This is a genomic window from Sphingobium wenxiniae, assembly GCF_007830065.1.
Taxonomy (GTDB): domain Bacteria; phylum Pseudomonadota; class Alphaproteobacteria; order Sphingomonadales; family Sphingomonadaceae; genus Sphingobium; species Sphingobium wenxiniae.
Genome location: NZ_VLKK01000003.1, coordinates 84401 through 108331 on the forward strand (window position 1 = coordinate 84401; position 23931 = coordinate 108331).

A 23931-nucleotide genomic window follows, 5' to 3' on the forward strand; every position below is an offset into this window, starting at 1 on the left:
ACTCCCTTGAGCGTCGAGGATTCGCCCAATGCCGCGATATGCGGGCGGGCGCAATGCCTCAGACGGCGCGGACTTCCGTCACTTCGGGCACATAATGCTTCAAAAGCTGCTCGATGCCGTTCTTGAGCGTGGCGGTGGAGGACGGGCAACCCGAACAGGCGCCATGCATCCGCAGGTAAACCGTGCCCTTGTCGAACCCGCGATAGACGATATCGCCGCCGTCATTGGCGACCGCCGGACGGACCCGCGTATCGATGAGTTCGCGGATCTGCGCGACGATTTCCCCATCTTCGGGATCGTCGGCGAAGTCCTCCTCATCGGCGGGGACCGTGATGTCCCCTGCGCTGCCCGGCGTGAACAGCGGCATGTTCGCTGAAAAATGATCGAGCAGGATCGATAATATTTCAGGCTTCACGTCGCTCCATTCCGCGCCCGGCGCGATGGTCACGGAAATGAAGTCGCTCCCGAAAAAGACGCCCGTCACATCGCCCAGCCCGAACAGGGCTTCGGCCAGCGGGGATGCTTCGGCTTCCTCCGGGCTGGCGAAGTCGCGCGTGCCGCTGCCCATGACGGGGCGGCCGGGAAGGAATTTGACGGTCGCCGGGTTGGGCGTGTTTTCAGTCTCAATCAACATGTGCGCTATGTGGCGTCGGAAAGGCCGAAGATCAAGCGCCGGCGGAACTTCCCCGCATGGCGGACATTGATCGATAGACCCCATGAAAGAGGAGAAGGGCGCATGAGCACCGAGACCGAAATTCGGGACCGTTTCTGGAAGGAGTTGTCGCACAGTCCTTTTCTGATGGTTTCCCTGCAAGGAACGCAGGACCACGCCATGCCGATGACGGCGCAACTGGACGCGAACGCCAACCATTGTTTCTGGTTCTATTCCAGCAAGGGCAACCGGCTGGCTACCGGCGGACCCGCCATGGCCCAGTTCGTTGCGAAGGGCCATGATCTTTTCGCCTGCATCGACGGAACCCTGGCGCTGGAAAGCGATCCGGCGATCGTCGAGCGCTATTGGTCGCAGGATGTCGCCGCATGGTATCCGGGCGGACGCGACGATCCCGACCTGCTGATGCTGCGTTTCGACCTCGATACGGCGGAAATCTGGTGCGCGGACAGTGCCGCAAGCGGCCTCTTCCACAAGCTGTTCGGCGGCGACGCGCGCAGGGGGATGCAGGAAAAGCACGCCGAAGTCCCGCTTTGACAGTGCAAGCAGCCGCCGGATTCGCGCGGCTGCTTGCTTTTTCCTTATATTTGCATCATATGCCATGCGGCTGAGGAGCCGATGGCTCCGTTCTCTGGCGGCGTGAACGTCCCTGCGGGGACTAGCCGGAGCAGTTCCTGTGTTTTCGTTTTTGAGGCTTCCCTTGTCACGCGGGTCGTTTCGTCACCCGCCCCGCGCCCGCATCTTGCGAAGGCGCGGGCTTTGCAATGGAAGTCATTTTAAATGCAGTTCACCGAACTTGGCCTTGCCGAACCGCTTCTGAAGGCCCTTTCCGCCAAGCAATATGCCGTTCCCACGCCGATCCAGCAAAAGGCGATCCCCGTCCTGCTGGAGGGGCACGACCTGTGCGGCATCGCCCAGACCGGCACCGGCAAGACGGCGGCCTTCGCGCTGCCCAGCCTCGACCATTTCGCCCGCAATCCCAAGCAGACGCCGCTCAACGGGTGCCGGATGCTGGTGCTGTCGCCCACGCGGGAACTCGCCGCGCAGATCGCGCAGAGCTTCCGCGACTATGGGCGTTTCTTGAAACTCTCGGTCGAAGTCGTCTTCGGCGGCGTACCCATCAACCGCCAGATCAAGGCGCTGAGCCGCGGCGTCGATATCGTCGTCGCCACGCCGGGCCGCCTGCTCGACCTGATGGAGCAGCGCGCCTTCACCATCAAGGATACGGAAATCTTCGTCCTCGACGAAGCCGATCAGATGATGGACATGGGCTTCATCCATCCGTTGCGCCGCATCGCGAAGCTGCTGCCCAAGGAGCGGCAGAACCTCTTCTTCTCCGCCACCATGCCCAAGGAGATCGAGGCGCTCGCCGCGCAGTTCCTGAACGATCCGGTGAAGGTCAGCGTCGCGCCCCAATCCACCACGGCCGAGCGCGTGCGCCAGCAGGCGACCTTCGTCAATCAGGCGGAAAAGCAGGCGCTTTTGACCCTGACCGTCAAGAATGAGCCGATCGACCGCGCCCTTATCTTCACCCGCACCAAACATGGCGCGGACCGCGTCGTGCGTTTCCTGGAAGGGGCGGGCATCCAGGCCGTCGCCATCCATGGCAACAAGAGCCAGGCCCAGCGCACCACCGCGCTCCAGGCTTTCCGTCACGGCCATGTGAAGCTGCTGGTCGCGACCGACATCGCCGCGCGCGGCATCGACGTGTCGGGCGTGTCCCACGTCATCAATTTCGAGCTGCCCAATGTGCCCGAGCAATATGTCCACCGTATCGGCCGCACGGCCCGCGCCGGGGCGGAAGGCATTGCAATCAGCTTCGTGGCGGATGACGAGCGGCCCTATCTCAAGGCCATCGAGCGGACCGCAAAGGTCAAGCTGGAGATCGTGCCGCTGCCCGATAATTTCATGGAAGCGGTCCGCAACCTCCCCAAGGCAGCGCCCCCGCGCAAGGGCAAGCCGCAGACTTCCGAGCAGCAGGCCAGGCGTGCCGACGGCCAGCGCCGCTATCAGGACCAGCAGCAGCGCGGCACGCCCGACCGCGCCCATCGCCCGGACGGCGAAGCAGCGCCCGCCAAGAAGAAGCCTTTCCGCCGCCGTCGCAGCGGCGTGGGCGCGCATAAGGGCGCGGTGCAGCGGACGGGCCAGCGCTAAACCTTCTCCCTGCCGCGAAGGCGGGAGCGTGCGGCACTTTTGGATCATGCGAGGCGCGGAGATCAAATCCCGAAGGCGCCTCGCGGCGCCTATATCCTCCGCGCCTTCGCGCCTTCGCGTGAATCAATGCCCGGTCCTGCGCCGCGCGTCCCGTTCGGAACGGCGCTTTGTCAGTGGTCATTCAGGAAAATGTCGTTAGGCTCCCGTGCCTATGACTTTTCCTTTCCGGCGTTCCGCCGCCTCGCTGTCCGTCCTCGCTCTCTTGCTCGCAGGTGCGCCCGCGCCGCTGGCGGCAAGGACGGAAACGCCTTCCACTCCTATCGCGGGTTCCACCAAGGCCGAAACGCGCCCCTGGCTGTATGAGAACAGCGACGTGCCGATCGACACGGCGTGGCATTTCGGCACGCTGTCCAACGGCCTGCGCTACGCCATCCGCCGCAACGGCGTGCCGCCGGGGCAAGTGTCCATCCGCCTGCGCATCGACGCCGGATCGCTGATGGAGAATGCCGACGAGCTTGGCTATGCGCACTTCATGGAGCATCTGACCTTCCGGGGATCGCGCCATGTTCCCGACGGCGAATCCAAACGCATCTGGCAGCGTCTGGGCGTTACCTTCGGCAGCGACAGCAATGCCCAGACCACGCCCACCGGCACCACCTATGCGCTCGACCTGCCGCAAGCGACGCAGGCCAGTCTGGGCGAAAGCCTCAAGATACTCGCCGGCATGATGGCCGATCCCAATATCGTCGAGAGCGCCGTCAATGCCGAGCGCGCCGTGGTCCTCGCCGAGCGCCGCGAAAGCGACGGGCCGCAGATGCGGATTTCCGAAGCCAGCCGGAAACATTTCTTCGCGGGCCAGCCGCTTGCCGACCATAGCCCCATCGGCACCGTCGCGACCCTGAACGCCGTGACCGCCGCGAAGATGGAAGCGTTCCACCAGCGCTGGTATCGCCCGGAGAATGCCGTGGTCGCGCTGGCGGGAGACATCGATCCCGCGCTCGCCGAACAGCTCATCAAGGATAATTTCGGCGCCTGGACCGTGGCGGGGAAGGGGGCTGCGCTCCCCGATTTCGGCGCGCCCGACCCCAAGGCCCCGGCCACCGCCGTCGCCGTGGAGCCGGGCGTTCCGCTGGGCGTCACGATGGCATGGCTGCGGCCATGGAAACCGCGTGCCGACACGATCCTTTACAATCAGGACAAGCTGACCGACATGCTGGCGCTCCAGATCGTCAGCCGCCGTCTGGAAGCGGCGGCGCGCGGCGGCGGCAGCTTCCTCCAGGCGAGCGCCGAGCAGCAGGATATCAGCCGCTCCGCCGACGGCACCTTCGTCACCATCCTGCCGTCTGGCGAGAATTGGGAAAAGGCATTGCAGGACGTTCGCGCCATTATCGAGGACGCGAAGACCACGCCGCCCAGCCAGCAGGAAATCGACCGCGACTATGCCCAGATGGACACGGCGCTCGCGATCCAGGTTGAAAATGCCGATACGGAGGCGGGCGCGAAACAGGCGACCGATCTGGTGAGCGCGGTCGACATCCGCGAAACCACGGTCAGCCCGCAGGCCGCGCTCGACATCTTCCGGTCGGGCAAGCCCGCCATGACGCCGCAGAAGATCCTCGATTCCACCCGCCGGCTGTTCTCCGCAGGCGTGTTCCGCGCGCTGCTGATCACCGGCAAGGCGCAGCCGGGGCTGGACGCGCGGCTTGCTTCGGCGGTGGCGGCTCCCGTGCAGGCCGCCGCCAATGCGCGGCTGGCCGACAAGGCGGTGACGATGGACGACCTGCCGCCGCTCGGTCCCCCCGGCACGGTCGTGTCGCGCGCGCCCATCGGCCTCAAGGGGATGGAGAGCATCACCTATTCCAACGGTGTCAAGCTGACCCTGTTCGCCAATGACGCCGAAACCGAAAAGGTGCGGATCAACGTCCGCTTCGGCCATGGCCAGCAGGCCTTTTCTCCCACCAGACCAGTGCCGAGCTGGGCGGCGGACTATGCGCTGGTGGCGAGCGGGATCGGCAAGCTGGGCCAGCGGGAACTGGACGATCTGACCAACGGCCGCCGGATGGGGATGCAGTTTTCCATCGACGACGACGCCTTCGAGTTTCAGGCCGTCACCCGTCCCGCCGACTACAAGGACCAACTCCGGCTCTTCGCGGCCAAATTGGCGGCTCCCGGCTGGGACCCCGCCCCGATAGCGCGCGTCAAGACCGGCGCGATGGTTGCCTATGATGCGATGTCGCGTTCCCCCGATTCCGTGCTGGGCCGCGATCTCAACTGGCTGCTGCATGACAAGGATGTGCGCTTCCGCACGCCGTCCCGCGAGGAAATCGAGAAGCTGTCGCCCCAAAACTTTCGCGCGACATGGGAGCCGATCCTGGCTTCTGGGCCGATCGAGGTGCAATTGTTCGGCCAGGTGGATGCGGAGGACGCGATCAAGGCCGTGGGCGCGACCTTCGGCGCGCTGTCTGCCCGCCCCGATACGCCGGCACCGGCCAGGAACCGGGTGATGCGCTTCCCCGCCCATGTCGAAAAACCCGTGGTGCTGCGCCATGAAGGCGACAAGGAACAGGCGGCCGCCGTCATGGCCTGGCCGACCTCGGGCGGCTTTGCCCTGACCAGGGAGGCGCGGCAGCTTGAGATATTGACGCAGATATTCAACGACCGCCTGTTCGACAAATTGCGGTCCACGGAGGGTTCGGCCTATTCGCCCAACGTCCAGAACAACTGGCCCTTTTCCCAGGAAAGCGGCGGATATATCCTGGTGTCGAGCCAGGTGCGGCCCGACCGGGTCAAGTATTTCTACGATGTGGTGAAGGAAACGGCGGCCGATCTCGCCGCAACGGCAGTGACGCAGGACGAATTGCAGCGGGCGGTTGCTCCCATGCAGCAATTGTTGATGCGGGCGGGGACGGGCAATGCTTTCTGGATGAACCAGATGGAAGGCGCCACCCATGATCCGCGTTATGTCCAGGCGATGCAGACGATGGCCAGGGATATGCTGAGCGTCACGCCGGGCGACATTCAGAAGCTGGCCGCAAAATATCTGGTGCCGGCGAAAAGCTGGTCGGCCGTGGTCCTGCCGGACGGCGTTGCCGCACAATGAAAGGCAGGCGCCGGATCACGGCACAGGAGGAGGAGGGGCCGTCAGCTAACGCCCTTCAATGCGGCGACGATCATCTGCGCGGCATGGCGCGCCGTGCATTCGTCGGACAAATTGGGCAGGGACAGGCTTCGGTGCCCCAGCCCGAAAATACAGGCGAGAATGACTTCTTCCGCTCCGTCAAGCGCTTCGCCCGACAGGGCGGGATTGGCCACGCACGCGAAATCCCGGAGGAAATGGCGGAAACGCTGGAACATGGCGCTTACGGTTTCGCCCACGGGCCGATTGCGCAACGCCTCTGCGAGAATGTCGAAGGACAGCGCTTCATCCTTGTCGCGAAGACTCAGCAGAACGAGATGCTCGAACGTCTGTTCGATGTTGATCCGCCCTGCTTCGAGGCGGAGACGGAGTTCCTCTATCTTCCCGATGCGGTCTTTCATATCCGCGCCTATCAGGGCTTCTATGATGTCTTCCTTGCCCTTGAAAAGCCGATAGATCTGTCCGACCGAAATTTTTGCTGCGGCTGCGAGTTCGGCCATCGAGGTTTGATGAAAACCGTGAGTGGTGAACAGGTCGCGGGCCGTATTCAGGATATGCTCCCGCCCGCTCCGTTCCTGTTGCACTGCAACCATTTTTATTTCCAGCCCCTCTTTAACCCCTTGAATTGATAATGGCAGTTTCTTACCTGACCGGCAAGCGGAATGAATGTTCATTCCGGAATCCAACAAACTCCATCGGAATGGATAGACGATCGATGCAAAAGGGGACAATCATCGGACTGCTGGCCTGCGCGTCGGCTCTGGCCCTGACTGGTTGTGGCAAGGAAGCGCCGCCCGCTCCACCGCCGCCTGCCGTCGGCGTCGTGACGTTGAAGGCCGAAACCGCCCCTTTGACGGCGGAACTGCCGGGGCGGATCGCCGCCATGGAAACGGCCGAAGTGCGGCCTCAGATCAGCGGCGTGATCCGCCGCCGCCTCTTTACGGAAGGCGGCTATGTAAAGGCGGGGCAGGTCCTCTATGAGATCGACGATGCGCCCTATCGCGCCGCGCTCGCGCAAGCGCAGGGCAATCTGGCACGGGCGCAGGCGTCGATCAGCGCCACCAGCCTGCAAGCGCAGCGTTACCGGGAACTGGTCGGCATCAATGCCGTGAGCCGGCAGGAGGCGGACAACGCCATGGCCGCCGCGCAGCAGGCGCGCGCCGATGTCTCCGCGCAGCGGGCGGCCGTTCAGGCGGCGCAGGTGAACCAGGATTTCACCCGCATCAAGGCGCCGATTTCCGGCCGGATCGGCCGTTCCCTGTTTACTCCCGGCGCGCTCGTGCAGACGGCGCAGGCGGACCCGCTCGCGACGATTCAGCGGACAGACATGGTCTATGTCGACGTGACGCAATCCGCCGCCGACATCATCAACCTCAAGCAGGCATTGAAGCGCGGCGGCGTGAGCGAAGCGGACGGCGCGCGCGTGCAGCTCCTGCTCCCCAACGGCAGCGTCTATCCGATCGAGGGAAGGATGCAGTTTTCCGAAGTTACCGTCGATCCGAGTTCGGGCGCCGTCACCTTGCGGGCGACCTTCGCCAATCCGGACGGCCTGCTGCTGCCGGGAATGTATGTCCGCGCCAGGCTTGTCGAAGGCCAGCGGCGCGACGCGATCCTGGCTCCTCAGCAGGGCATATCGCGCGATGCGCGGGGCCGCGCCACGGCCCTGATCGTCAACGCCGGGAACAAGGTGGAGATGCGCGAAGTCCAGCTCGACCGCGCCGTAGGGGACAAATGGATCGTGACCAGCGGCCTGAAGGCAGGCGATCGCCTGATCGTGGAAGGGCTGCTGAACCTGCGCCCCGGCGCGGATGTTCGTCCCGGCGCGCCCCAACAGGTAACGCGGCCCGCAGGCGGAGCGCGATAAGTCATGGCACGCTATTTCATCGACAGGCCCATCTTTGCATGGGTCATCGCCATCGTCATCATGCTGGCCGGATTGCTGTCCATCCAGCGACTGGCGGTGGCGCAGTTTCCTGAAATCGCGCCGCCGACCGTTTCCATCAGCGCCATCTATCCCGGCGCCAACGCAGAAACGCTGGAAAGCACGACGACGCAGATCATCGAACAGCAGCTCAAGGGCATCGACAATCTGCGCTATTTCTCGTCGACGAGCGATTCGGCGGGCAATCTCGCCATTACGCTGACCTTCGAGCAGGGAAGCGACGCCGATATCGCGCAGGTCCAGGTCCAGAATAAACTGGCGCAGGCCACGCCTCTGCTGCCTCAGGAAGTGCAGCAGCAAGGTCTGCGGGTCACGAAGTCCAGCTCGACCTTTCTGATGGTCATGGCCATCTATGCCGACGACGGCATCCATGACCAGATGGACGCGGGCGATTTCATCGCGTCGACGCTTCAGGATCCGTTGAGCCGCGTCGAGGGCGTGGGGGATACGCAGTTGCTGGGCGCCCAATATGCCATGCGGATCTGGCTCGATCCCTACAAGATGGCAAATCTGGGGATCACCACCGGCGACGTGAAAAACGCCATCAGGGCGCAGAATGCGCAAATTTCCGCCGGGCAGATCGGGGGCGCGCCCTCGCCGGCGGGGCAGGCGCTCAACGCCACGGTTACGGCGCAATCCCGGCTTCGCACGCCGGAGGAATTCCGGCAAATCCGGCTGCGCAGCAACAGCGATGGATCGGTCGTCTATCTTTCTGACGTCGCGCGCGTCGAACTGGGCGCGGAAAATTACAGCTTCGGAGCGAAGTTCAACGGTCATCCGGCGGCGGGATTCGGCATCAAGCTCGCTCCGGGCGCGAATGCGCTGGATACGGTGGAAGCCGTCAAGGCGCAGGTCAAGGAGCTTTCGAGGAATTTCCCGATCTGGGTGAAATATGACTTCCCGATAGACAATTCGACATTCGTCAAGCTGTCGGTCGAACAGGTCATCCACACCCTGGTCGAAGCGATCATGCTCGTCTTCGTCGTCATGTTCATCTTTCTCCAGAACTGGCGGGCCACTCTTATTCCGACCATCGCCGTTCCGGTCGTGCTGCTGGGGTCGCTGGCGGTATTGTATGCCGCCGGTTTCACCATCAACACCCTGACGCTGTTCGGCATGGTTCTGGCCATCGGGCTGCTGGTCGACGACGCCATCGTCGTGGTCGAGAATGTCGAACGCATCATCCAGGAGGAGGGGCTTAGTCCCAAAGAAGCCGCCAAGCGGTCCATGGATGAGATCAGCGGGGCATTGGTCGGCATCGGGCTGGTGTTGTCGGCGGTGTTCCTGCCCATGGCATTTTTCGGCGGGTCGACCGGTGTCATTTTCCGGCAGTTTTCCATCACCATCGTTTCGTCGATGGTGCTGTCGGTTCTCGTCGCGCTGATTTTAACTCCGGCCTTGTGCGCCACCATCCTGCGGCCCCAACGCGAAGGCCATGGCGCGCAGAAGGGCTTTTTCGGCTGGTTCAACAGAACATTCGACCGCAGCGTCGTTCGCTATGGCCGGGGTGTCGAGAAAGTGGAGCGGCGCTGGGGCCGGACCATGCTGGTCTATGCCGCCATCATCGTCGGCATGGGCGTCCTGTTCCTGCGTCTGCCCACGGGCTTCCTGCCCGGCGAGGATCAGGGCCGGATGGTCAATCAGGTCGCGCTGCCGGCTGGAGCCACCATGGAGGAGACGGAACGCACCCTGGCGAAGGTGCGCGACTATTATCTGAAGGATGAAAAGCACGATGTGCAGTCGATCTTCACCCTCGCCGGCTTCGGCTTCGTGGGGCAGGGGCAGAATGTGGGCGTTGCCTTCGTAAAATTACGCGACTGGTCCGAACGCAAAGGCAAGGACCATAGCGTCGATGCCGTCGCACAGCGTGCAAACGCCGCCTTCCGCAAGATTTCGGCGGGCACGGCCATCGCCTTCGTTCCGCCCGCGGTTCAGGAATTGGGCAATGCGTCGGGCTTCGACTTCCAGTTGAAGGACGTGGGCGGCATAGGCCACGAAAAGCTGCTGGAAGCGCGTAACCAACTGCTCGGCATGGCCATGGCCGACCAGCGCCTGGCGCAGGTCAGACCCAATGGACTGGAAGATACGGCCCAGTTGAAGCTGAATGTCGATCAGGCCGCGGCCGGCGCGCTCGGCATGGCGCAGGCTGACGTCAACGACACGATCAGCACCGCGCTGGGCAGTTCCTACGTCAACGACTTCATAGACCGCAACCGCGTGAAGCGCGTCTATCTTCAGGCCGATGCGCCCTTCCGCACGAGTCCGGACTCCATCGGCGCCCTGCACGTTCGCGGAAGCAGCGGAACCATGGCGCCGCTCTCGGCCTTCAGCACGACGGAATGGACACATGGCCCGGCCCGGCTGGAGCGCTTCAATGGCGTTCCTTCCATGCAGATCATGGGCGCGCCCGCGCCCGGCGTCAGCAGCGGCGAGGCGATGAAGGCGATGGAAGAACATGCCATGAAGCTGCCGGCGGGCGTCAGCTATGAATGGAACGGCATTTCCTACGAGGAAAAGACTTCGGGCGGACAGGCGCCGGCGCTCTACGCGCTGTCGATGCTGATCGTGTTCCTCTGTCTTGCCGCGTTGTATGAAAGCTGGTCGGTTCCTCTGGCGGTGATGATGGTCGTTCCCCTGGGCGTGATCGGGGCCGTGCTCATGGCGGCGTTGGCCGGGCTGGAAAATGGCATCTACCTTCAGGTCGGCCTTATCACGACCATCGGCGTGTCGGCGAAGAACGCCATTCTGATCGTGGAGTTCGCCGAGGAAAAGATGCGGCAGGGCCTTGCGCCGGCGCAGGCCGCGCTGGAGGCGGGCAAGCTGCGTCTGCGTCCCATTCTGATGACCAGCTTTGCCTTCATCTTCGGCGTCCTGCCGCTGGCGGTGTCCACGGGCGCCGGCGCGGGCGGTCAGAATGCGATCGGTCTGGCTGTCGTCGGCGGGATGCTGTCCGCTACCGTGTTGGCGATCTTCTTCGTGCCGGTCTTCTTCACCGTCGTGAAGCGGCTGTTCCGCCAGCATCATGATCCGTCGGGACATTCTCAGGACGATGCCGCGTTGCGGCCGCAGGAAAGCTGATAGAAAGATGAACGGTCTCAAGGGAAAAGCGCTGTTTTCGATGAGTCTGGCGGTCACGCTGTCGGCTTGCGACATGGCGCCCAAATATGTGCGTCCCGAACTGCCGGTTCCAGTCGCCAGCCCCGACGGAGCGGCCTATCCCGCCGCCGGTTCGCAAGAAACGATGGTTCCGGCCGATACGGCGTGGAGGGACTTCTTCGTCGATCCGCGTCTCGTCCGGGTCATCGGCACGACGCTGGCGAACAATCGCGACCTCCGCATAGCGCTGGCCAATGTGGAACAGGCGCGGGCGCAGTTCAAAGTGCGGCGTGCCGATATATTGCCCACGGTCGGCCTTAACGGCAGCGCAACCTATCAGGACACGCCATTCGTCCAGCAACAGGGGGCAGGAGCGGGCGGGTCCGGCCGCACCGACATCTATTCCGCTTCGGTCGGAATATCGGCTTGGGAAATCGACCTGTTCGGACGGGTGAGGAACCTCACCAAGGCCGCGCAGGAGCAATATTTCGCGTCCATCGAAAATCGCAATGCCGCCCAGACGGCCTTGATCGCGGAAGTGGCGTCGGCATGGATGATCATGGCCGCCGATCAGGAAAGGTTGCGAATCGCCCGCGATCTGGAAGGGGTATTCGGCAAGACGTTTGAGTTGACCAAATCCCGCTTCGCAAAGGGCATTGCATCGGAACTGGAAGTCCGGCAGGCGCAGACCAGCTACGATCAGGCACGCGCCGATATAGCGCAGGCGACGACGCTGGTGGCGCAGGATCAAAATGCCCTGAACCTTCTGGCGGGGACGACGATCGGGGTTGATGATCTGCCCGAAGCCATGCCGCAAGGCGATGTGGTGCTGGGCAACCTGCCGGACGATCTGCCATCCTCGCTCCTGCTGAGACGGCCTGACATTGCGGCGGCGGAGCATCAGCTGCGCGGGGCCAATGCGAATATCGGAGCGGCGAGGGCGGCTTTTTTCCCGACGATTTCCCTTACGGCAGCGTTCGGCACGATGAGCCTGGGTCTTTCAAACCTGTTCAAATCCGGCAGCGATTATTGGTCGGTCGCGCCGTCGGCCAGTGTGCCTATCTTCGATTTCGGTCGGAATCAGGGCAATTTGCGTTATGCGCGCGCTACTTACGACGCGATGCTCGCTACATATGAGAAGAGCGTGCAGACAGGTTTCCGCGAAGTGGCCGACGCCTTGGCGCGCCGGGGCACGATGACGGAGCAGTTGAACGCCCAGACTTCCCTGAGGGATTCCGCCCGCGTCGCCTATACATTGTCGGAGGCCCGCTTCCGAGCGGGAATCGACGGATTTCTGGCCACTCTCGACGCCCAGCGCGCGCTTTATGCGGCGGAACAGAGCCTTTTGGCCACCCGCTTGGCGCGGACAGCCAATATGATCGAATTGTACCGGGCAATGGGAGGAGGTCTGCAATAGGACTTCCCACGATGCGCGATTCTGATTTCGGCCATGCTGGCGCATAAGGTCATTGCGACTCCCGTAGGCCTGCTCACGCTGGTGGCGAGCGAGCGGGGGCTGAAAGCTGTTCTGTGGGAGGATGACGATCCCCGGCGCGTCCCTGTGGCCCTGTCGAGGGAATCGGCCAGCCATCCTTTGCTGGTGCGGACGCAAACGCAGCTTGGCCAGTATTTCGCGGGAGAACGGCGCGGCTTTCAATTGCCGCTGGATTTAGCGGGAACGCCTTTTCAACGGGCGGTCTGGCAGGCATTGCTGGACATCGGTTATGGGGAAAGGTGGAGCTATGAAGAGCTTGCCCACCGGATCGGCAAGCCCAAGGCGCAACGTGCGGTGGGCGCGGCGAACGGCCGGAATCCCATTTCCATGATCGTGCCCTGCCATCGTGTGCTGGGCAAGAACGGGTCCTTGACCGGCTTTGCGGGCGGATTGGGCGCCAAGACCTTCCTGCTTGATCTGGAGCGTCGATATGCCGGTTCGGCATAATTTGCGAATTTTGCGCAGATGGTAAGGCGTGGCGGAAAGCCATCGATTTAGGTTCAGACCAAAATTACCCGTTTCCAATATATTGTGCGTCGTTTTTCAGATTTTTCCCGGCTATCCGAAATGCGTGAATTCCGCATGGCGCGGTAAGAACCTGCCTAAGGGGAGGTTTGAAATTTGATGGGAGATTCTGCTGGCCCATCAACCAATCAGATGAGACTGGATCATGAATCAGCCGAGATTCGCGAAACCGCTTGAAACGGGAAAAAGCGCCGAACCGAGTAATTGCGTGCATTTCCGTTGGGGCAGGGAGCCGTTGGAAAAGGGACCGCCGCAGGCTCTGCGGGGCGAGTTTGCCCGTGCGGCCTATTTCGGAGCCTTGGCCGTTTCGGCCCGCCTCACCGCACAATCGCTCCCTGACCCGCAACTCAGTATTTTGACGGACATCTACATCCATGCGTCGCACGGCGTGCCTTATACCGTGGCGGACGCGTCCGATGTTTCCGGTTTACGGGAGGAGCGCCTGTTCACGCTGATAAAGCAGATGTATTCCAACGCGTCCTTGCGCCTTTATCGCAGGCGCGTGGGCGATGCGGAGATCGAAATGCATCTCCGCATCGACCTCATGCCCGCAAAACATGCCGAATTGAGCGGATATTTCGCCCGAGCCTGTCAGGAGGGCATGGCGATACCCCACGCCGCTTCCCTCTGATAGCTGGAGCGGCCTTTCCTGATGGTGAAAAAGCGCCGTCATTCTGCTAAAAGGGAGGAAAGAGGATTTAGCCGGGAGACGAAGGATGAAATCGGCTCTGCTGCATATTCATGACGATCTGGGGGCGGAAAGCCGCCTTCAGGCGGCGTGCGATCTGGCCCGTAGCTGCGAAGCGCATATTCAATGCGTGCAGGTTCGATCGGCCCCGAGCCTTATGGCAGCGGATATATATGGCGGCGCCGCTTTCGCTCCAGCCATCACCGAGGAGTTGCGGCAGATCGACGACCGGCTGCGCATACAGATCGAGGATCGGTTGAAGCGGGAAGGGGTAAGCTGGGAGTGGCGGCACGTGGACGGCGAAACCGTTAGCGCGCTGTTGAGGGCGGCCAGACTGTCCGATGTCATCGTTGCGACTTTGCCGGAAGGCGCGCGCAAGGATTTCCAGGACCCTCTCCCGATTGTTCCCGACCTGGCGCTGGGCGGCCGGACGCCCGTACTCGCCATGCCGCAATCCGCGAAATCCTTCGCAATTTCAGGACGGGCCGTCGTTGCCTGGGATGGGTCCCAGGAAGCCGCATCCGCCATCAAGGCGGCGATCCCCCTGTTGCGGCTGGCGCGGGAAGTGCATGTGGTGACGGTTGAGGAAGCCGACAAGCGGGCATTTCCCTCGACCGAGGCGCCGGAATATCTTTCCCGGCACGATGTTTCCGTTCAGATGCACAGCTGGCCGCGCGGGGGGGACGCGGTGGAGGCGGTTCTGCTTGATGCGATAAGTTCGCTGGCGGCGGATTGGGTCGTCATGGGCGCTTTTGGCCATAGCCGTTTGCGCGAACTGGTTTTCGGCGGGGTCACACGGCGAATGTTGCGGGAAACGCGTATCCCGCTTTTGCTCGCGCATTGAAGCAGGGCCAGAGCACCAGTTGGTGCGGACGGCGGGACTCGAACCCGCACTTCCAGGGGAAAGCGGATTTTAAGTCCGCTGCGTCTACCGATTTCGCCACGTCCGCGCGCTGCTTCCCTGAAGCGTCCAGGACGGGACGTCAAGCGACGCCTTCAGGCGGATGCTTTGTTGAGACGTTCCCGCATTTCCTTGCCGGGTTTGAAATAGGGAACACGCTTGGCGGAGACGGGCACCGGCTCACCCGTGCGCGGATTCCGGCCGGTTCGCGCCTCTCTTTCGCGCGTCGTGAAGGCGCCAAAGCCGCGCAATTCGACTCTTCCGCCCGACGATAGCTGATCCACGATCTCCTTGAAAAAAAGATCGACGATCCTCTCAACATCCTGAAGTCCAAGCTCCGGATTTTCTTCGGCTAACTTCTGGATCAGTTCAGAACGGATCATCTGACCCTCCCTCATCCTTTTGGTTTCGCCCCATTTAATAGGGAATCGGCAAAGATATTAACGACTACGTTATTCGTTTCGCCCGAAAAACGATATAAAAAATGCTCATCGGACTAAATATCCGATGAGCATTTTTTCTTCAATATCTCAAAAGAGTAAGGCTTAGCCTTCGCTCTTCGCCTTGAGCGCTTCGCCCAGGATGTCGCCCAACGACGCGCCGCTGTCGGACGAACCGTACTGCGCCACCGCCTGCTTCTCTTCGGCGATCTGCATCGCCTTGACCGAGAAGGTCGGCTTCTTGGCGCGGTCGAAACCGGTTACCATGGCGTCGAACTTCTGGCCGATCTGGAAGCGTTCCGGACGCTGTTCGTCGCGGTCGCGACCCAGATCGCTGCGCTTGATGAAGCCAGCGGCGCCATCTTCGCCAGCCTGGACTTCCAGGCCGCCGTCGCGCACTTCCAGAACCGTCACGGTGACGATCGAGTTCTTCGACAGGCCGGCGGCAGCGGCGGCGGTGCCCCCAGCGGCCGGACCGCCACGCTCAAGCTGCTTCATGCCCAGGCTGATGCGTTCCTTCTCGATGTCGATGTCGAGAACGACGGCCTGAACCATCTCGCCCTTGCGGTGCAGCGCCAGCGCGTCTTCGCCCGAAATGCCCCAGGCGATGTCGGACATGTGGACCATGCCGTCCACATCGCCGTCGAGGCCGATGAACAGGCCGAATTCGGTTGCGTTCTTGACTTCGCCTTCGACGGTCGAGCCAACCGGGTGCTTCTCGGCAAAGCTGTCCCAGGGATTCGACTGGGCCTGCTTGAGACCAAGCGAGATGCGGCGCTTTTCCGGATCGACTTCGAGGACGATGACCTCCACTTCCTGGCTGGTCGAAACGATCTTGCCGGGGTGGACGTTCTTCTTGGTCCAGGACATTTCGGAGACGTGGACCAGGCCTTCGATGCCCGGCTCCAGCTCCACGAACGCACCATATTCGGTGATGTTGGTGACGCGGCCCGACAGCTTCGCGCCGACCGGGTACTTGGCGGCGGCGCCTTCCCACGGATCGCTTTCGAGCTGCTTCATGCCGAGGCTGATGCGCTGCGTGTCGCGGTTGATGCGGATGATTTGCACGCGGACGGTATCGCCGATGTTGATCATTTCGCTCGGATGGTTGATCCGCTTGTAGCTGAGGTCGGTGACGTGCAGCAGGCCGTCAATGCCGCCGAGGTCAACGAACGCGCCGTAATCGGTGATGTTCTTGACCACGCCTTCGATGATCTGGCCCTCGGCCAGCGTCTGGATGAGACCGCTGCGCTGTTCGGCGCGGGTTTCTTCGAGGATGGCGCGGCGCGACACGACGATGTTGCCGCGACGGCGATCCATTTTGAGGATCTGGAAGGGCTGGGGAATGTCCATCAGCGGCGTGACGTCGCGCACGGGGCGGATATCGACCTGCGAACCGGGCAGAAAGGCCACGGCGCCGTCGAGGTCGACGGTGAAGCCGCCCTTGACGCGGCCGAAGATGACGCCTTCGACGCGGGCGCTTTCGGTGAATTCTGCTTCGAGCTTGTCCCAGGCGGCTTCGCGGCGGGCGCGGTCGCGCGACAGCATCGCTTCGCCATGGGCGTTTTCGACGCGGTCGACATAGACTTCGACTTCGTCGCCGACCTTGAGGTCAGCCTTCTGGCCCGGCGCGGCGAATTCGCGCAGCGGCACGCGGCCTTCGCTCTTGAGGCCGACGTCGATGACGGCGAGGTCGTTTTCGATGCCGGTAACGGTGCCTTTGACGACGCGGCCTTCGAAGCCGCCATCCTCGCCACCGAGGGAATCATTGAGAAGCGCGGCGAAATCGTCGCGCGAGGGGAATGCCGTAGAGGCCATTAAGTCGGTCCTTCACTCATCATTGCTGGCCAATCGGTTGTGTCCGATGGTCTTTGGCCAAACTGCCCATGCCGCCGAACGCGCCACAGGCATCCGCGGGACATGGCGTGCGGACGCACAGGCGAGAAAAGCGAAAAGGGCGCGCGGAAGCACCGCACGCCTTGACGGGTCAGACCTTACCGGCGACCTTCAAGCTGAGCATCCACAAGCGCGATGGCCTGCCGGATGGCTGCTTCTATAGTCAAATCGCTCGTATCTAGCAAGTCCGCTCCGTCCGCCATGCGGAGCGGGGCGTGATCGCGGCTCATGTCCCGCGTGTCGCGCGCCTGGATGTCGGCGATCAGGCTGTCCATATCAGGGTGGCCGCCATGGGCCAGGGCGTCGTCATAGCGGCGGCGGGCCCGCACATGGACGCTGGCGGTCACGAAGATCTTGGCGTCCGCGTCGGGCGCGATGACCGTGCCGATATCCCGCCCGTCCAATATCGCGCCGCCCGGCTGCGTGGCGAAATCGCGCTGGCGCTGGACCAGCGCCTGCCGAACGCCTGGATGAACGGAAACGCGCGAGGCGAGCGATCCCACCGCTTCGCTGCGCAGGGCCGGATCGTCGAGAAGGGGGGCGTCGAAATCACAGGCCGCCAGCGCGTCGGCCTCGTGATCGGGATCGCCGCCCGCCTTCAGAACGGAAAGCCCGACCGCCCGATAGAGCAGCCCGGTATCAAGGCAGGGCAATCCATAGTGGCGGGCAAGCGCCCTGGCGATCGTGCCCTTGCCCGAAGCGGCGGGGCCGTCGACGGCGATAATGGTCATGCCATCGCTCCCAGGGAGTGGAGCAGGGCGGTGAAACCGGGAAAGCTCGTCGCCACCGGCCGCATATCGTCGATGGTGACGCCTTTCGCCGATACGAGGCCGGCGATGGCGAAACTCATGGCGATGCGGTGGTCCAGCCGGGTGGCGATGGGGCCGCCTCCCATAAGCGGCGTGCCGCCGCTTCCTTCGATGATGATGCCGTCTTCCAGTTCTTCGACGGAGACGCCGATGGCGCGCAGACCGGCGGCCATGGTGGCGATGCGGTCCGATTCCTTGACGCGCAACTCTTCCAGGCCGCGGAAGACGCTGCGCCCCTCCGCCAGCGCCGCCGCGATGAACGCTACCGGATATTCGTCGATCATCGATGGCGCGAGCGCCGGGTCCGGTTCGATGCCCTTGAGGCTGGAGGCGCTGACGATCAGGTCGCCGACCGGTTCGCCGCCGACTTCGCGCGCATTCTCCACGACGATATCGCCGCCCATGTCGCGCAGCAGGTCGATCAGCCCCGCGCGAGTCGCGTTGAGGCCGACATTGGCGATGAAGATGCGCGAACCGGGCACCAGCAGGGCCGCCACCATGGGAAAGGCGGCGGAGGAGGGATCGCCGGGCACGATGATGGACTGCGGCCGCAGTTCCGCTTCGCCGCGCAGGGTGATGATGCGCGTGCCGTCGCCCTCGATCTCCACGTTCAGTTCCGCGCCGAAGCCCTTGAGCATACGCTCGCTATGATCCCGGGTAGGAATGGGTTCCACGATGCGCGTGATGCCCGGCGCGTTGAGCCCCGCCAGCAGGATGGCCGATTTGACCTGCGCCGATGCGACGGGAAGGCGATAGTCAAGCGGCACGGCGGGGCACAGGCCGCGCATGGTCAGGGGCAGGCGGTCGCCGGGGCTGGCCGTGAAGCGCGCGCCCATGCGGGAAAGCGGCTCGGTGACTCGGCCCATCGGCCGCTTGCTGAGCGAGGCGTCGCCGGTGAAGGTCGCGGTGATGGCATGGCCGGCGATCAGGCCCATGAGCAGACGGGTGGACGTGCCGCTGTTGCCCATGTCGAGCGCGGACTGCGGCTGGAGCAATCCGCCCACGCCGACGCCATGGACGTGCCAGATGCCGCTATCGGCGCGCTGGATGTCGGCGCCCATGGCGCGCATCGCGGCGGCGGTGGCCAGCACGTCCTCGCCCTCCAGCAGCCCCTCGATCCGGCTTTCGCCGACGGCGAGGGCCGACAGCATGAGGGAGCGATGCGAAATGCTCTTGTCTCCCGGCACGGTGACGGAGCCGGCCAGCGGAGGCGCGGCGGTGAAGGTCATGGGGGCGGGCTGGTCTAAGGAAGCGGTCACATGCAATCCGTTACAAGGATAAGGAAAAAAATGCGCCCGGCTTTTGACAGCGCGGTTCCGCTATGGCAAGGCGCCCGACGCTTCGCGGGCGACGTTGTCGCGCCGCGTGATTTCTATTTGAGCACTTTCGAAGAAGGACAAGGCCGGACATGGTCAAGGCTGAATGGGGCACGAAGCGTACCTGCCCGAAATGCGCCACGCGCTTCTATGACCTGGGCAAGGACGACCCGGTCACCTGTATCAACTGCGGCAACGCCTGGGAACCCGAGCCGGTGCTCAAGTCGAAGCAGCCGCTGCCTTATGAGGAAGCGCCCAAGAAAGTCATCGAAACCGCCGATGGCGAGTTGGAAACGGCCGATGACGATCTGGATCTGGATCTGGACGTCGATGACGACGGCGATTCGCCGGACAATGATGTCGATCTGGGCGGCGATGACGACCTTGGCGTCGACGCCGCCAAGGACAGTGGCGACGACGACAACTAAGTGATTTTTGCACTTGCCAATGGGACCGCTGCCCTCTAGAGGCAGCGCTCCCAAGACGCTGCTTCCCAGGCGGCGTTTCGAAGATGGGAACGGGGCCTTAGCTCAGCTGGGAGAGCGCCTGCATGGCATGCAGGAGGTCAGCGGTTCGATCCCGCTAGGCTCCACCATCTTACTATTTCAAAGTCAGCCGGTTGACCCCAAGCGTTCGATCCTTGGGCTGCATCGGATGGGGCCTTAGCTCAGCTGGGAGAGCGCCTGCATGGCATGCAGGAGGTCAGCGGTTCGATCCCGCTAGGCTCCACCAGGCTTCCCCTTACATCGGTTCATCAAATCGTGGTGGCCATGCCGTCTTGCCTATCCGTGCGGAGCTTATTGAGGGGCCCGTGAAGCGCCGGCTCTCATATTTGGAGAGAGGAGTGGGAATTGCCGGCCACGACCATGTCCCATCCTGCAAAAATATGCGAAGTTAAGCCTCAGGACTTCTATTTGGCGGGCCTCGCCAGGGTAACGCATCCTTCCCGGCGCATTCCTGTAAGGTCAGGCCGGGTTGACGAAGCTGTCCATCACCCGCTTGCGTCCCGCGGTTTCGAAGTCGATTTCCAGCTTGTTGCCCTCGATCTCCGCCACTGTCCCATAGCCGAATTTCTGGTGGAAGACCCGCAGTCCCACCGCCATGTCGTCCCGTCCCTTGTTGCCCAGCGAAACGGCTGAAGCGCGGGCCTCCACGATTCGCACCGGCTCACGCGTGAATTGTCCGCTTTGCTGGGCGCGCTGCCAGCCCGGACCACGGCCGGTCCCGCGCTGCACATCGGCGAAGGGATCGGCCCGCTCCGACCAGTTGGCGCGCCAGAGCGACGCGCCGCCCGCCATGCTGCTTTCCTCCTCTACATGCTCGCCCGGCAATTCGCCGACGAAACGGGAAGGGATGGAACTGGTCCACTGGCCGTAGATGCGGCGGTTCGCGGCGTGGAAGATGACGCACCGCCTGCGCGCGCGCGTGATTGCGACATAGGCGAGGCGGCGTTCCTCCTCCAGCGCGTTGAGTCCCCCTTCGTCGAGCGCGCGCTGCGAAGGGAACAGCCCCTCTTCCCAGCCCGCAAGGAAGACCGTGTCGAACTCCAGCCCCTTGGCGGCGTGCATGGTCATGATCGTGACCTTGCGTTCTTCCGCCTGCGCCTCATTGTCCATGACCAGCGACACATGCTCAAGGAACGCGCCCAGCGTCTCATATTCCTCCATGGCGCGCGTGAGTTCGTTGAGGTTTTCAAGCCGTCCCGCGCTTTCGGCCGTGCGTTCAGCCTGGAGCATCGCGGTATAGCCGCTTTCGTCGAGGATCTGGCGGGCGAGTTCCGCATGGGGAAGCTGCGCCGCCCGGTCGCGCCAGCGGGCGAGATCGCCGATGAACGCCCCCAGTGACCGGCGGGCCTGCGGCGTCATCTCGTCCGTGTCGAGGATGCGGGCGGCGGCGAGCGCAAGGGGGATGGCTTCGGCCCGTGCGAGGCGGTGAAGCTTCTCCACGGCCTTATCGCCCAGCCCGCGCTTGGGGACGTTGACGATCCGTTCGAAGGCAAGATCGTCGGCAGGCTGGTTGACGAGGCGCAGATAGGCCAGCGCATCCCGGATTTCAGCCCGCTCATAGAAGCGGAAGCCGCCCACGATCCGATAGGGCAGGCCGATCTGGATGAAGCGGTCTTCAAATTCGCGGGTCTGGTGCTGGGCGCGGACGAGGATGGCGACGTCGTCCAGCGAGCCGCCGTTGCGTTCCACCGCTTCGATCTCGTCCCCGACGCGGCGGGCTTCTTCCGGGCCGTCCCAGACACCGATAACCCGGACTTTCTCCCCCACGTCGATGTCGGTCCAGAGCGTCTTGCCGAGGCGGTTGCCGTTTTCCGCGATCACGCCCGACGCCGCGCCCAATATGTGCGGCGTCGAACGGTAATTCTGTTCCAGCCGGACGATCTTCGCGCCGGGGAAATCCTTCTCGAAACGCAGGATATTGGCGACTTCCGCGCCACGCCATGAATAGATCGACTGGTCGTCGTCACCCACGCAGCAGATATTCTTGCGCTGCTGGGCCAGCAGGCGGAGCCAGAGATACTGGCTGCTGTTGGTGTCCTGATATTCGTCCACCATGATATAGCGGAAACGCTGCTGATACTGCTCCAGCACGTCGCGATGGCGTTTCAGGATCGTCAGCACATGCAGCAGCAGATCGCCGAAATCGCAGGCGTTGACGTCCCGCAGACGGGCCTGATAGGCTGCGTAGAGCTTTTGCCCCTTGCCATGGGCATAGGCTTCGCTTTCGCCCGCGCCGACCTCTTCGGGCGTCAGGCCCTTGTTCTTCCACTGGTCGATCAGGCCGCCGAGCTGGCGGGCAGGCCAGCGCTTCTCGTCGATGCCCTCCGCCTGGATAAGCTGCTTCATCAGGCGCAACTGGTCGTCGGTATCGAGGATCGTGAAATTGGATTGCAGGCCCACAAGCTCCGCATGGCGGCGGAGCATCTTCGCCGCGATGGCATGGAAGGTGCCGAGCCAGGGCATACCCTCTACCGCCGGCCCGATCATCCGGCCCACGCGCTCGCGCATCTCGCGAGCCGCCTTGTTGGTGAAGGTGACGGCGAGGATTTCGGATGGCCATGCGCGCCGCGTGGCGATGAGGTGGGCAAGGCGCGCGGTCAGCGCCGCGGTCTTGCCCGTACCCGCGCCGGCGAGGACGAGCACCGGCCCTTCGGTCGTCAGAACCGCTTCGCGCTGCGGCGCATTCAGCCCCTGTAGATAGGGGGGATCGGTGGGCGAGGGAGCGGCTGGCGTCATGGAGTGAACAACTAGGGTGCGTGGGATGAAGGAGCAAGGGACGGCCCTTGCGGTGACTGGCGAATTATGAGAACAAAAAGAGAATCATGCAAGGAGAAAGGCCCATGGCCACGGGACGATGCCAGTGCGGCGACATCCGCTACGAAGCGCGGGGAGCGCCGGTGCACAGCGCGCTCTGCCACTGCGCCGACTGCCGCCGGAGCGCGGGCGCGCCGATGGTGGGATGGGCATTGTTCGCCCAGGCGGAGGTGACGATCAGCGGCCAGCCGGTGCGCTATCAATCTTCGGAAGATGCGACGCGGCATTTTTGCGGCCGGTGCGGAACGGGGCTGTTCTATACCAATCCGGCGATCTTCCCCGACATGATCGATATCCAGACCGGCACGCTGGACGATCAGTCGCTGTTTCCGCCCATGGCGCACATCCAATATGCGGAAGCCGCCCCCTGGATGGAAAGCGCGCATGACCTCCTCAAATTCGATCGCTTCCCTGCGGGTTGAGGGCAGGCCGCATTTGATGGCGCCTGAGCAACGCTTCGTCGCCATGGCCGGAACGTCAGCGTCATGATTCCGGTTCTTGATCCGCCCGAATAGCAGAACGGGGCGACATGAGAACAAGGAAGGATGATCCTGATGAAACCGATGATGCTGGCAGCCGCCGCCATGATGTCCGTCGCCGCCGCGATGACCGGCGGAGCGATCGCGCAGGACACGCCCATGACGGCGGCTCCTCCTCCGCCTCCGGCCGATCCCAATGCGGGTCAGCCCACGGGTTCCGTGCCGCCCGGTGAGGACATGCAGCCCGCGCCCGCCGGGGTTCCCAATGACCCCAGCGCGCCCGTCGGTTCATCCGCCAATCCCGTGACGACGGGCGGCAATATGACGCCGCCTCCAACCGATGCGAAGGATTATCCGGTTTGCAGCAGGACCGTGCAGGATAGCTGCATCAATCCGGGTGATGCGAGAAAGGTGAAGAAGGCGCGCAAGCCGCGGTGATCGGACTATCCGGGCCAGGTGGGAGGCGATGATCGCCGCCTGCCCGGCTCGATCCATTGTTGTCGTTCGCGAGGACGGCTATCCTTCGATCCGAAGCAGGGTGAGGCGCGCTTTCCCTATGTCGCGCGTGGTTTCCACCGTGAAGCCCTTGACTTCCACATCCTCGCGCCGGTCCGTTTCGATGCTGATCCACGTGGCGGGGCCGGTCCACCCCAGACGGTGAAGCTTGTCCAGCGCCACCACGCCCGCACCCGTGCCATAGGGCGGGTCCATGAAGATCAGGTCCAGCGGCGTGCTCGCCAGACCGAGCGAAAGGACGCTGCTCTGGCGGATGTCGGGGCGGACGCCCAGCCGGTCGCCATTGGCGCGGATCGAGTCGATGGCGGCGCGATCCTGCTCCACGAAAAGGCAGCTTGCCGCGCCGCGCGAGAGCGCCTCGAATCCGAGCGCGCCGGATCCGGCGAAGAAATCGCCGACCGCCAGCCCCTCGAACGATCCGAGACGGCTCAAGAGCATCGAAAAGAGGGTTTCGCGGGTACGGTCCGCCGTAGGGCGCGTAGCGTCGCCCTTCGGAGCGGCAAGGGGGCGTCCGCGCCACTGTCCTGCGATGATTCTCATGATTCCAG

20 protein-coding genes and 3 tRNA genes are annotated in these 23931 nt (G+C 63.4%); 14 read left to right on the top strand and 9 right to left on the bottom strand.

Translation table 11 applies throughout. The annotated features are described in order from the left end of the window. Positions 1–58: 58 nt before the first annotated feature. The gene (locus IQ35_RS04725) at positions 59–634 is read right to left on the bottom strand and encodes a NifU family protein (RefSeq protein WP_021246711.1); all 576 of its coding nucleotides are present in this window, start codon (positions 632–634) and stop codon (positions 59–61) included. A 102-nt stretch (positions 635–736) separates the two neighbouring features. Between IQ35_RS04725 and IQ35_RS04730 the strand changes: the two genes are divergently transcribed. The 3 genes from IQ35_RS04730 (at position 737) to IQ35_RS04740 (ending at position 5924) form a co-directional block, all read left to right on the top strand. Beyond that, positions 737–1207, top strand: a complete 471-nt coding sequence (locus IQ35_RS04730; RefSeq protein WP_021246710.1) for a pyridoxamine 5'-phosphate oxidase family protein — start codon at positions 737–739, stop codon at positions 1205–1207. A 243-nt stretch (positions 1208–1450) separates the two neighbouring features. Next, on the top strand, positions 1451–2824 hold the full coding sequence (locus IQ35_RS04735; RefSeq protein WP_021246709.1) for a DEAD/DEAH box helicase: 1374 nt from the start codon (positions 1451–1453) through the stop codon (positions 2822–2824). A gap of 211 nt (positions 2825–3035) precedes the next feature. Further along, positions 3036–5924, top strand: coding sequence for a M16 family metallopeptidase (locus tag IQ35_RS04740; protein ID WP_145072122.1), 2889 nt, complete (start codon positions 3036–3038; stop codon positions 5922–5924). 41 nt (positions 5925–5965) lie between these two features. Here IQ35_RS04740 and IQ35_RS04745 read toward each other — a convergent pair whose 3' ends face one another. Further along, positions 5966–6553 (bottom strand): TetR/AcrR family transcriptional regulator, encoded by a 588-nt coding sequence (locus IQ35_RS04745; protein WP_021246707.1) that lies wholly within the window; start codon positions 6551–6553, stop codon positions 5966–5968. Between the two features lie 122 nt (positions 6554–6675). Between IQ35_RS04745 and IQ35_RS04750 the strand changes: the two genes are divergently transcribed. The 6 genes from IQ35_RS04750 (at position 6676) to IQ35_RS04775 (ending at position 14550) form a co-directional block, all read left to right on the top strand. Further along, entirely contained in the window at positions 6676–7824 is a 1149-nt protein-coding gene (locus tag IQ35_RS04750; protein WP_021246706.1) for an efflux RND transporter periplasmic adaptor subunit, read from the top strand. Positions 7825–7827: 3 nt separating this feature from the next. After that, the gene (locus IQ35_RS04755; RefSeq protein ID WP_145072123.1) at positions 7828–10980 is read left to right on the top strand and encodes an efflux RND transporter permease subunit; all 3153 of its coding nucleotides are present in this window, start codon (positions 7828–7830) and stop codon (positions 10978–10980) included. Positions 10981–10987: 7 nt separating this feature from the next. Beyond that, a complete protein-coding gene (locus tag IQ35_RS04760) occupies positions 10988–12415 on the top strand; it encodes an efflux transporter outer membrane subunit (protein WP_021246704.1) in 1428 nt (475 codons plus the stop codon). A gap of 33 nt (positions 12416–12448) precedes the next feature. Then, the gene (locus tag IQ35_RS04765) at positions 12449–12940 is read left to right on the top strand and encodes a methylated-DNA--[protein]-cysteine S-methyltransferase (protein ID WP_145072124.1); all 492 of its coding nucleotides are present in this window, start codon (positions 12449–12451) and stop codon (positions 12938–12940) included. A gap of 313 nt (positions 12941–13253) precedes the next feature. After that, positions 13254–13649 (top strand): hypothetical protein, encoded by a 396-nt coding sequence (locus IQ35_RS04770; protein WP_158636582.1) that lies wholly within the window; start codon positions 13254–13256, stop codon positions 13647–13649. A gap of 85 nt (positions 13650–13734) precedes the next feature. Next, positions 13735–14550 (top strand): universal stress protein, encoded by an 816-nt coding sequence (locus tag IQ35_RS04775; protein WP_021246701.1) that lies wholly within the window; start codon positions 13735–13737, stop codon positions 14548–14550. A gap of 20 nt (positions 14551–14570) precedes the next feature. Here the strand turns inward: IQ35_RS04775 and IQ35_RS04780 are convergent. The 5 genes from IQ35_RS04780 to aroA all read right to left on the bottom strand — a co-directional run bounded on the left by IQ35_RS04780 (position 14571) and on the right by aroA (position 19011). Beyond that, a tRNA-Leu gene (locus IQ35_RS04780) sits at positions 14571–14656 on the bottom strand. A 46-nt stretch (positions 14657–14702) separates the two neighbouring features. Further along, entirely contained in the window at positions 14703–14990 is a 288-nt protein-coding gene (locus IQ35_RS04785) for an integration host factor subunit beta (protein ID WP_145072126.1), read from the bottom strand. 162 nt (positions 14991–15152) lie between these two features. After that, positions 15153–16865, bottom strand: a complete 1713-nt coding sequence (rpsA, locus tag IQ35_RS04790; protein WP_021246699.1) for a 30S ribosomal protein S1 — start codon at positions 16863–16865, stop codon at positions 15153–15155. 176 nt (positions 16866–17041) lie between these two features. After that, the gene (locus tag IQ35_RS04795; RefSeq protein ID WP_145072127.1) at positions 17042–17674 is read right to left on the bottom strand and encodes a (d)CMP kinase; all 633 of its coding nucleotides are present in this window, start codon (positions 17672–17674) and stop codon (positions 17042–17044) included. Further along, on the bottom strand, positions 17671–19011 hold the full coding sequence (aroA, locus tag IQ35_RS04800; protein ID WP_145072128.1) for a 3-phosphoshikimate 1-carboxyvinyltransferase: 1341 nt from the start codon (positions 19009–19011) through the stop codon (positions 17671–17673). The genes IQ35_RS04795 and aroA overlap by 4 nt, the downstream gene beginning before the upstream one ends. Before the next feature lie 149 nt (positions 19012–19160). On the opposite strand from aroA, the gene IQ35_RS04805 reads away from it, so the two are divergent. The 3 genes from IQ35_RS04805 (at position 19161) to IQ35_RS04815 (ending at position 19800) form a co-directional block, all read left to right on the top strand. After that, complete coding sequence (locus IQ35_RS04805; protein WP_021246696.1) at positions 19161–19496, top strand: TIGR02300 family protein; 336 nt, start codon at positions 19161–19163, stop codon at positions 19494–19496. 91 nt (positions 19497–19587) lie between these two features. After that, a tRNA-Ala gene (locus IQ35_RS04810) sits at positions 19588–19663 on the top strand. Positions 19664–19724: 61 nt separating this feature from the next. Continuing rightward, positions 19725–19800: transfer RNA gene (locus IQ35_RS04815), tRNA-Ala, on the top strand. Positions 19801–20033: 233 nt separating this feature from the next. Here IQ35_RS04815 and IQ35_RS04820 read toward each other — a convergent pair. Further along, positions 20034–22310, bottom strand: a complete 2277-nt coding sequence (locus IQ35_RS04820) for an ATP-dependent helicase (RefSeq protein WP_145072129.1) — start codon at positions 22308–22310, stop codon at positions 20034–20036. Positions 22311–22414: 104 nt separating this feature from the next. On the opposite strand from IQ35_RS04820, the gene IQ35_RS04825 reads away from it, so the two are divergent. Both IQ35_RS04825 and IQ35_RS04830 read left to right on the top strand, forming a co-directional pair. After that, the gene (locus tag IQ35_RS04825; RefSeq protein WP_021246694.1) at positions 22415–22810 is read left to right on the top strand and encodes a GFA family protein; all 396 of its coding nucleotides are present in this window, start codon (positions 22415–22417) and stop codon (positions 22808–22810) included. Positions 22811–22942: 132 nt separating this feature from the next. Then, on the top strand, positions 22943–23305 hold the full coding sequence (locus IQ35_RS04830) for a hypothetical protein (RefSeq protein WP_031292096.1): 363 nt from the start codon (positions 22943–22945) through the stop codon (positions 23303–23305). A 78-nt stretch (positions 23306–23383) separates the two neighbouring features. Here IQ35_RS04830 and rsmD read toward each other — a convergent pair whose 3' ends face one another. Continuing rightward, complete coding sequence (gene rsmD / locus IQ35_RS04835) at positions 23384–23923, bottom strand: 16S rRNA (guanine(966)-N(2))-methyltransferase RsmD (RefSeq protein WP_021246692.1); 540 nt, start codon at positions 23921–23923, stop codon at positions 23384–23386. Positions 23924–23931 lie beyond the last annotated feature (8 nt).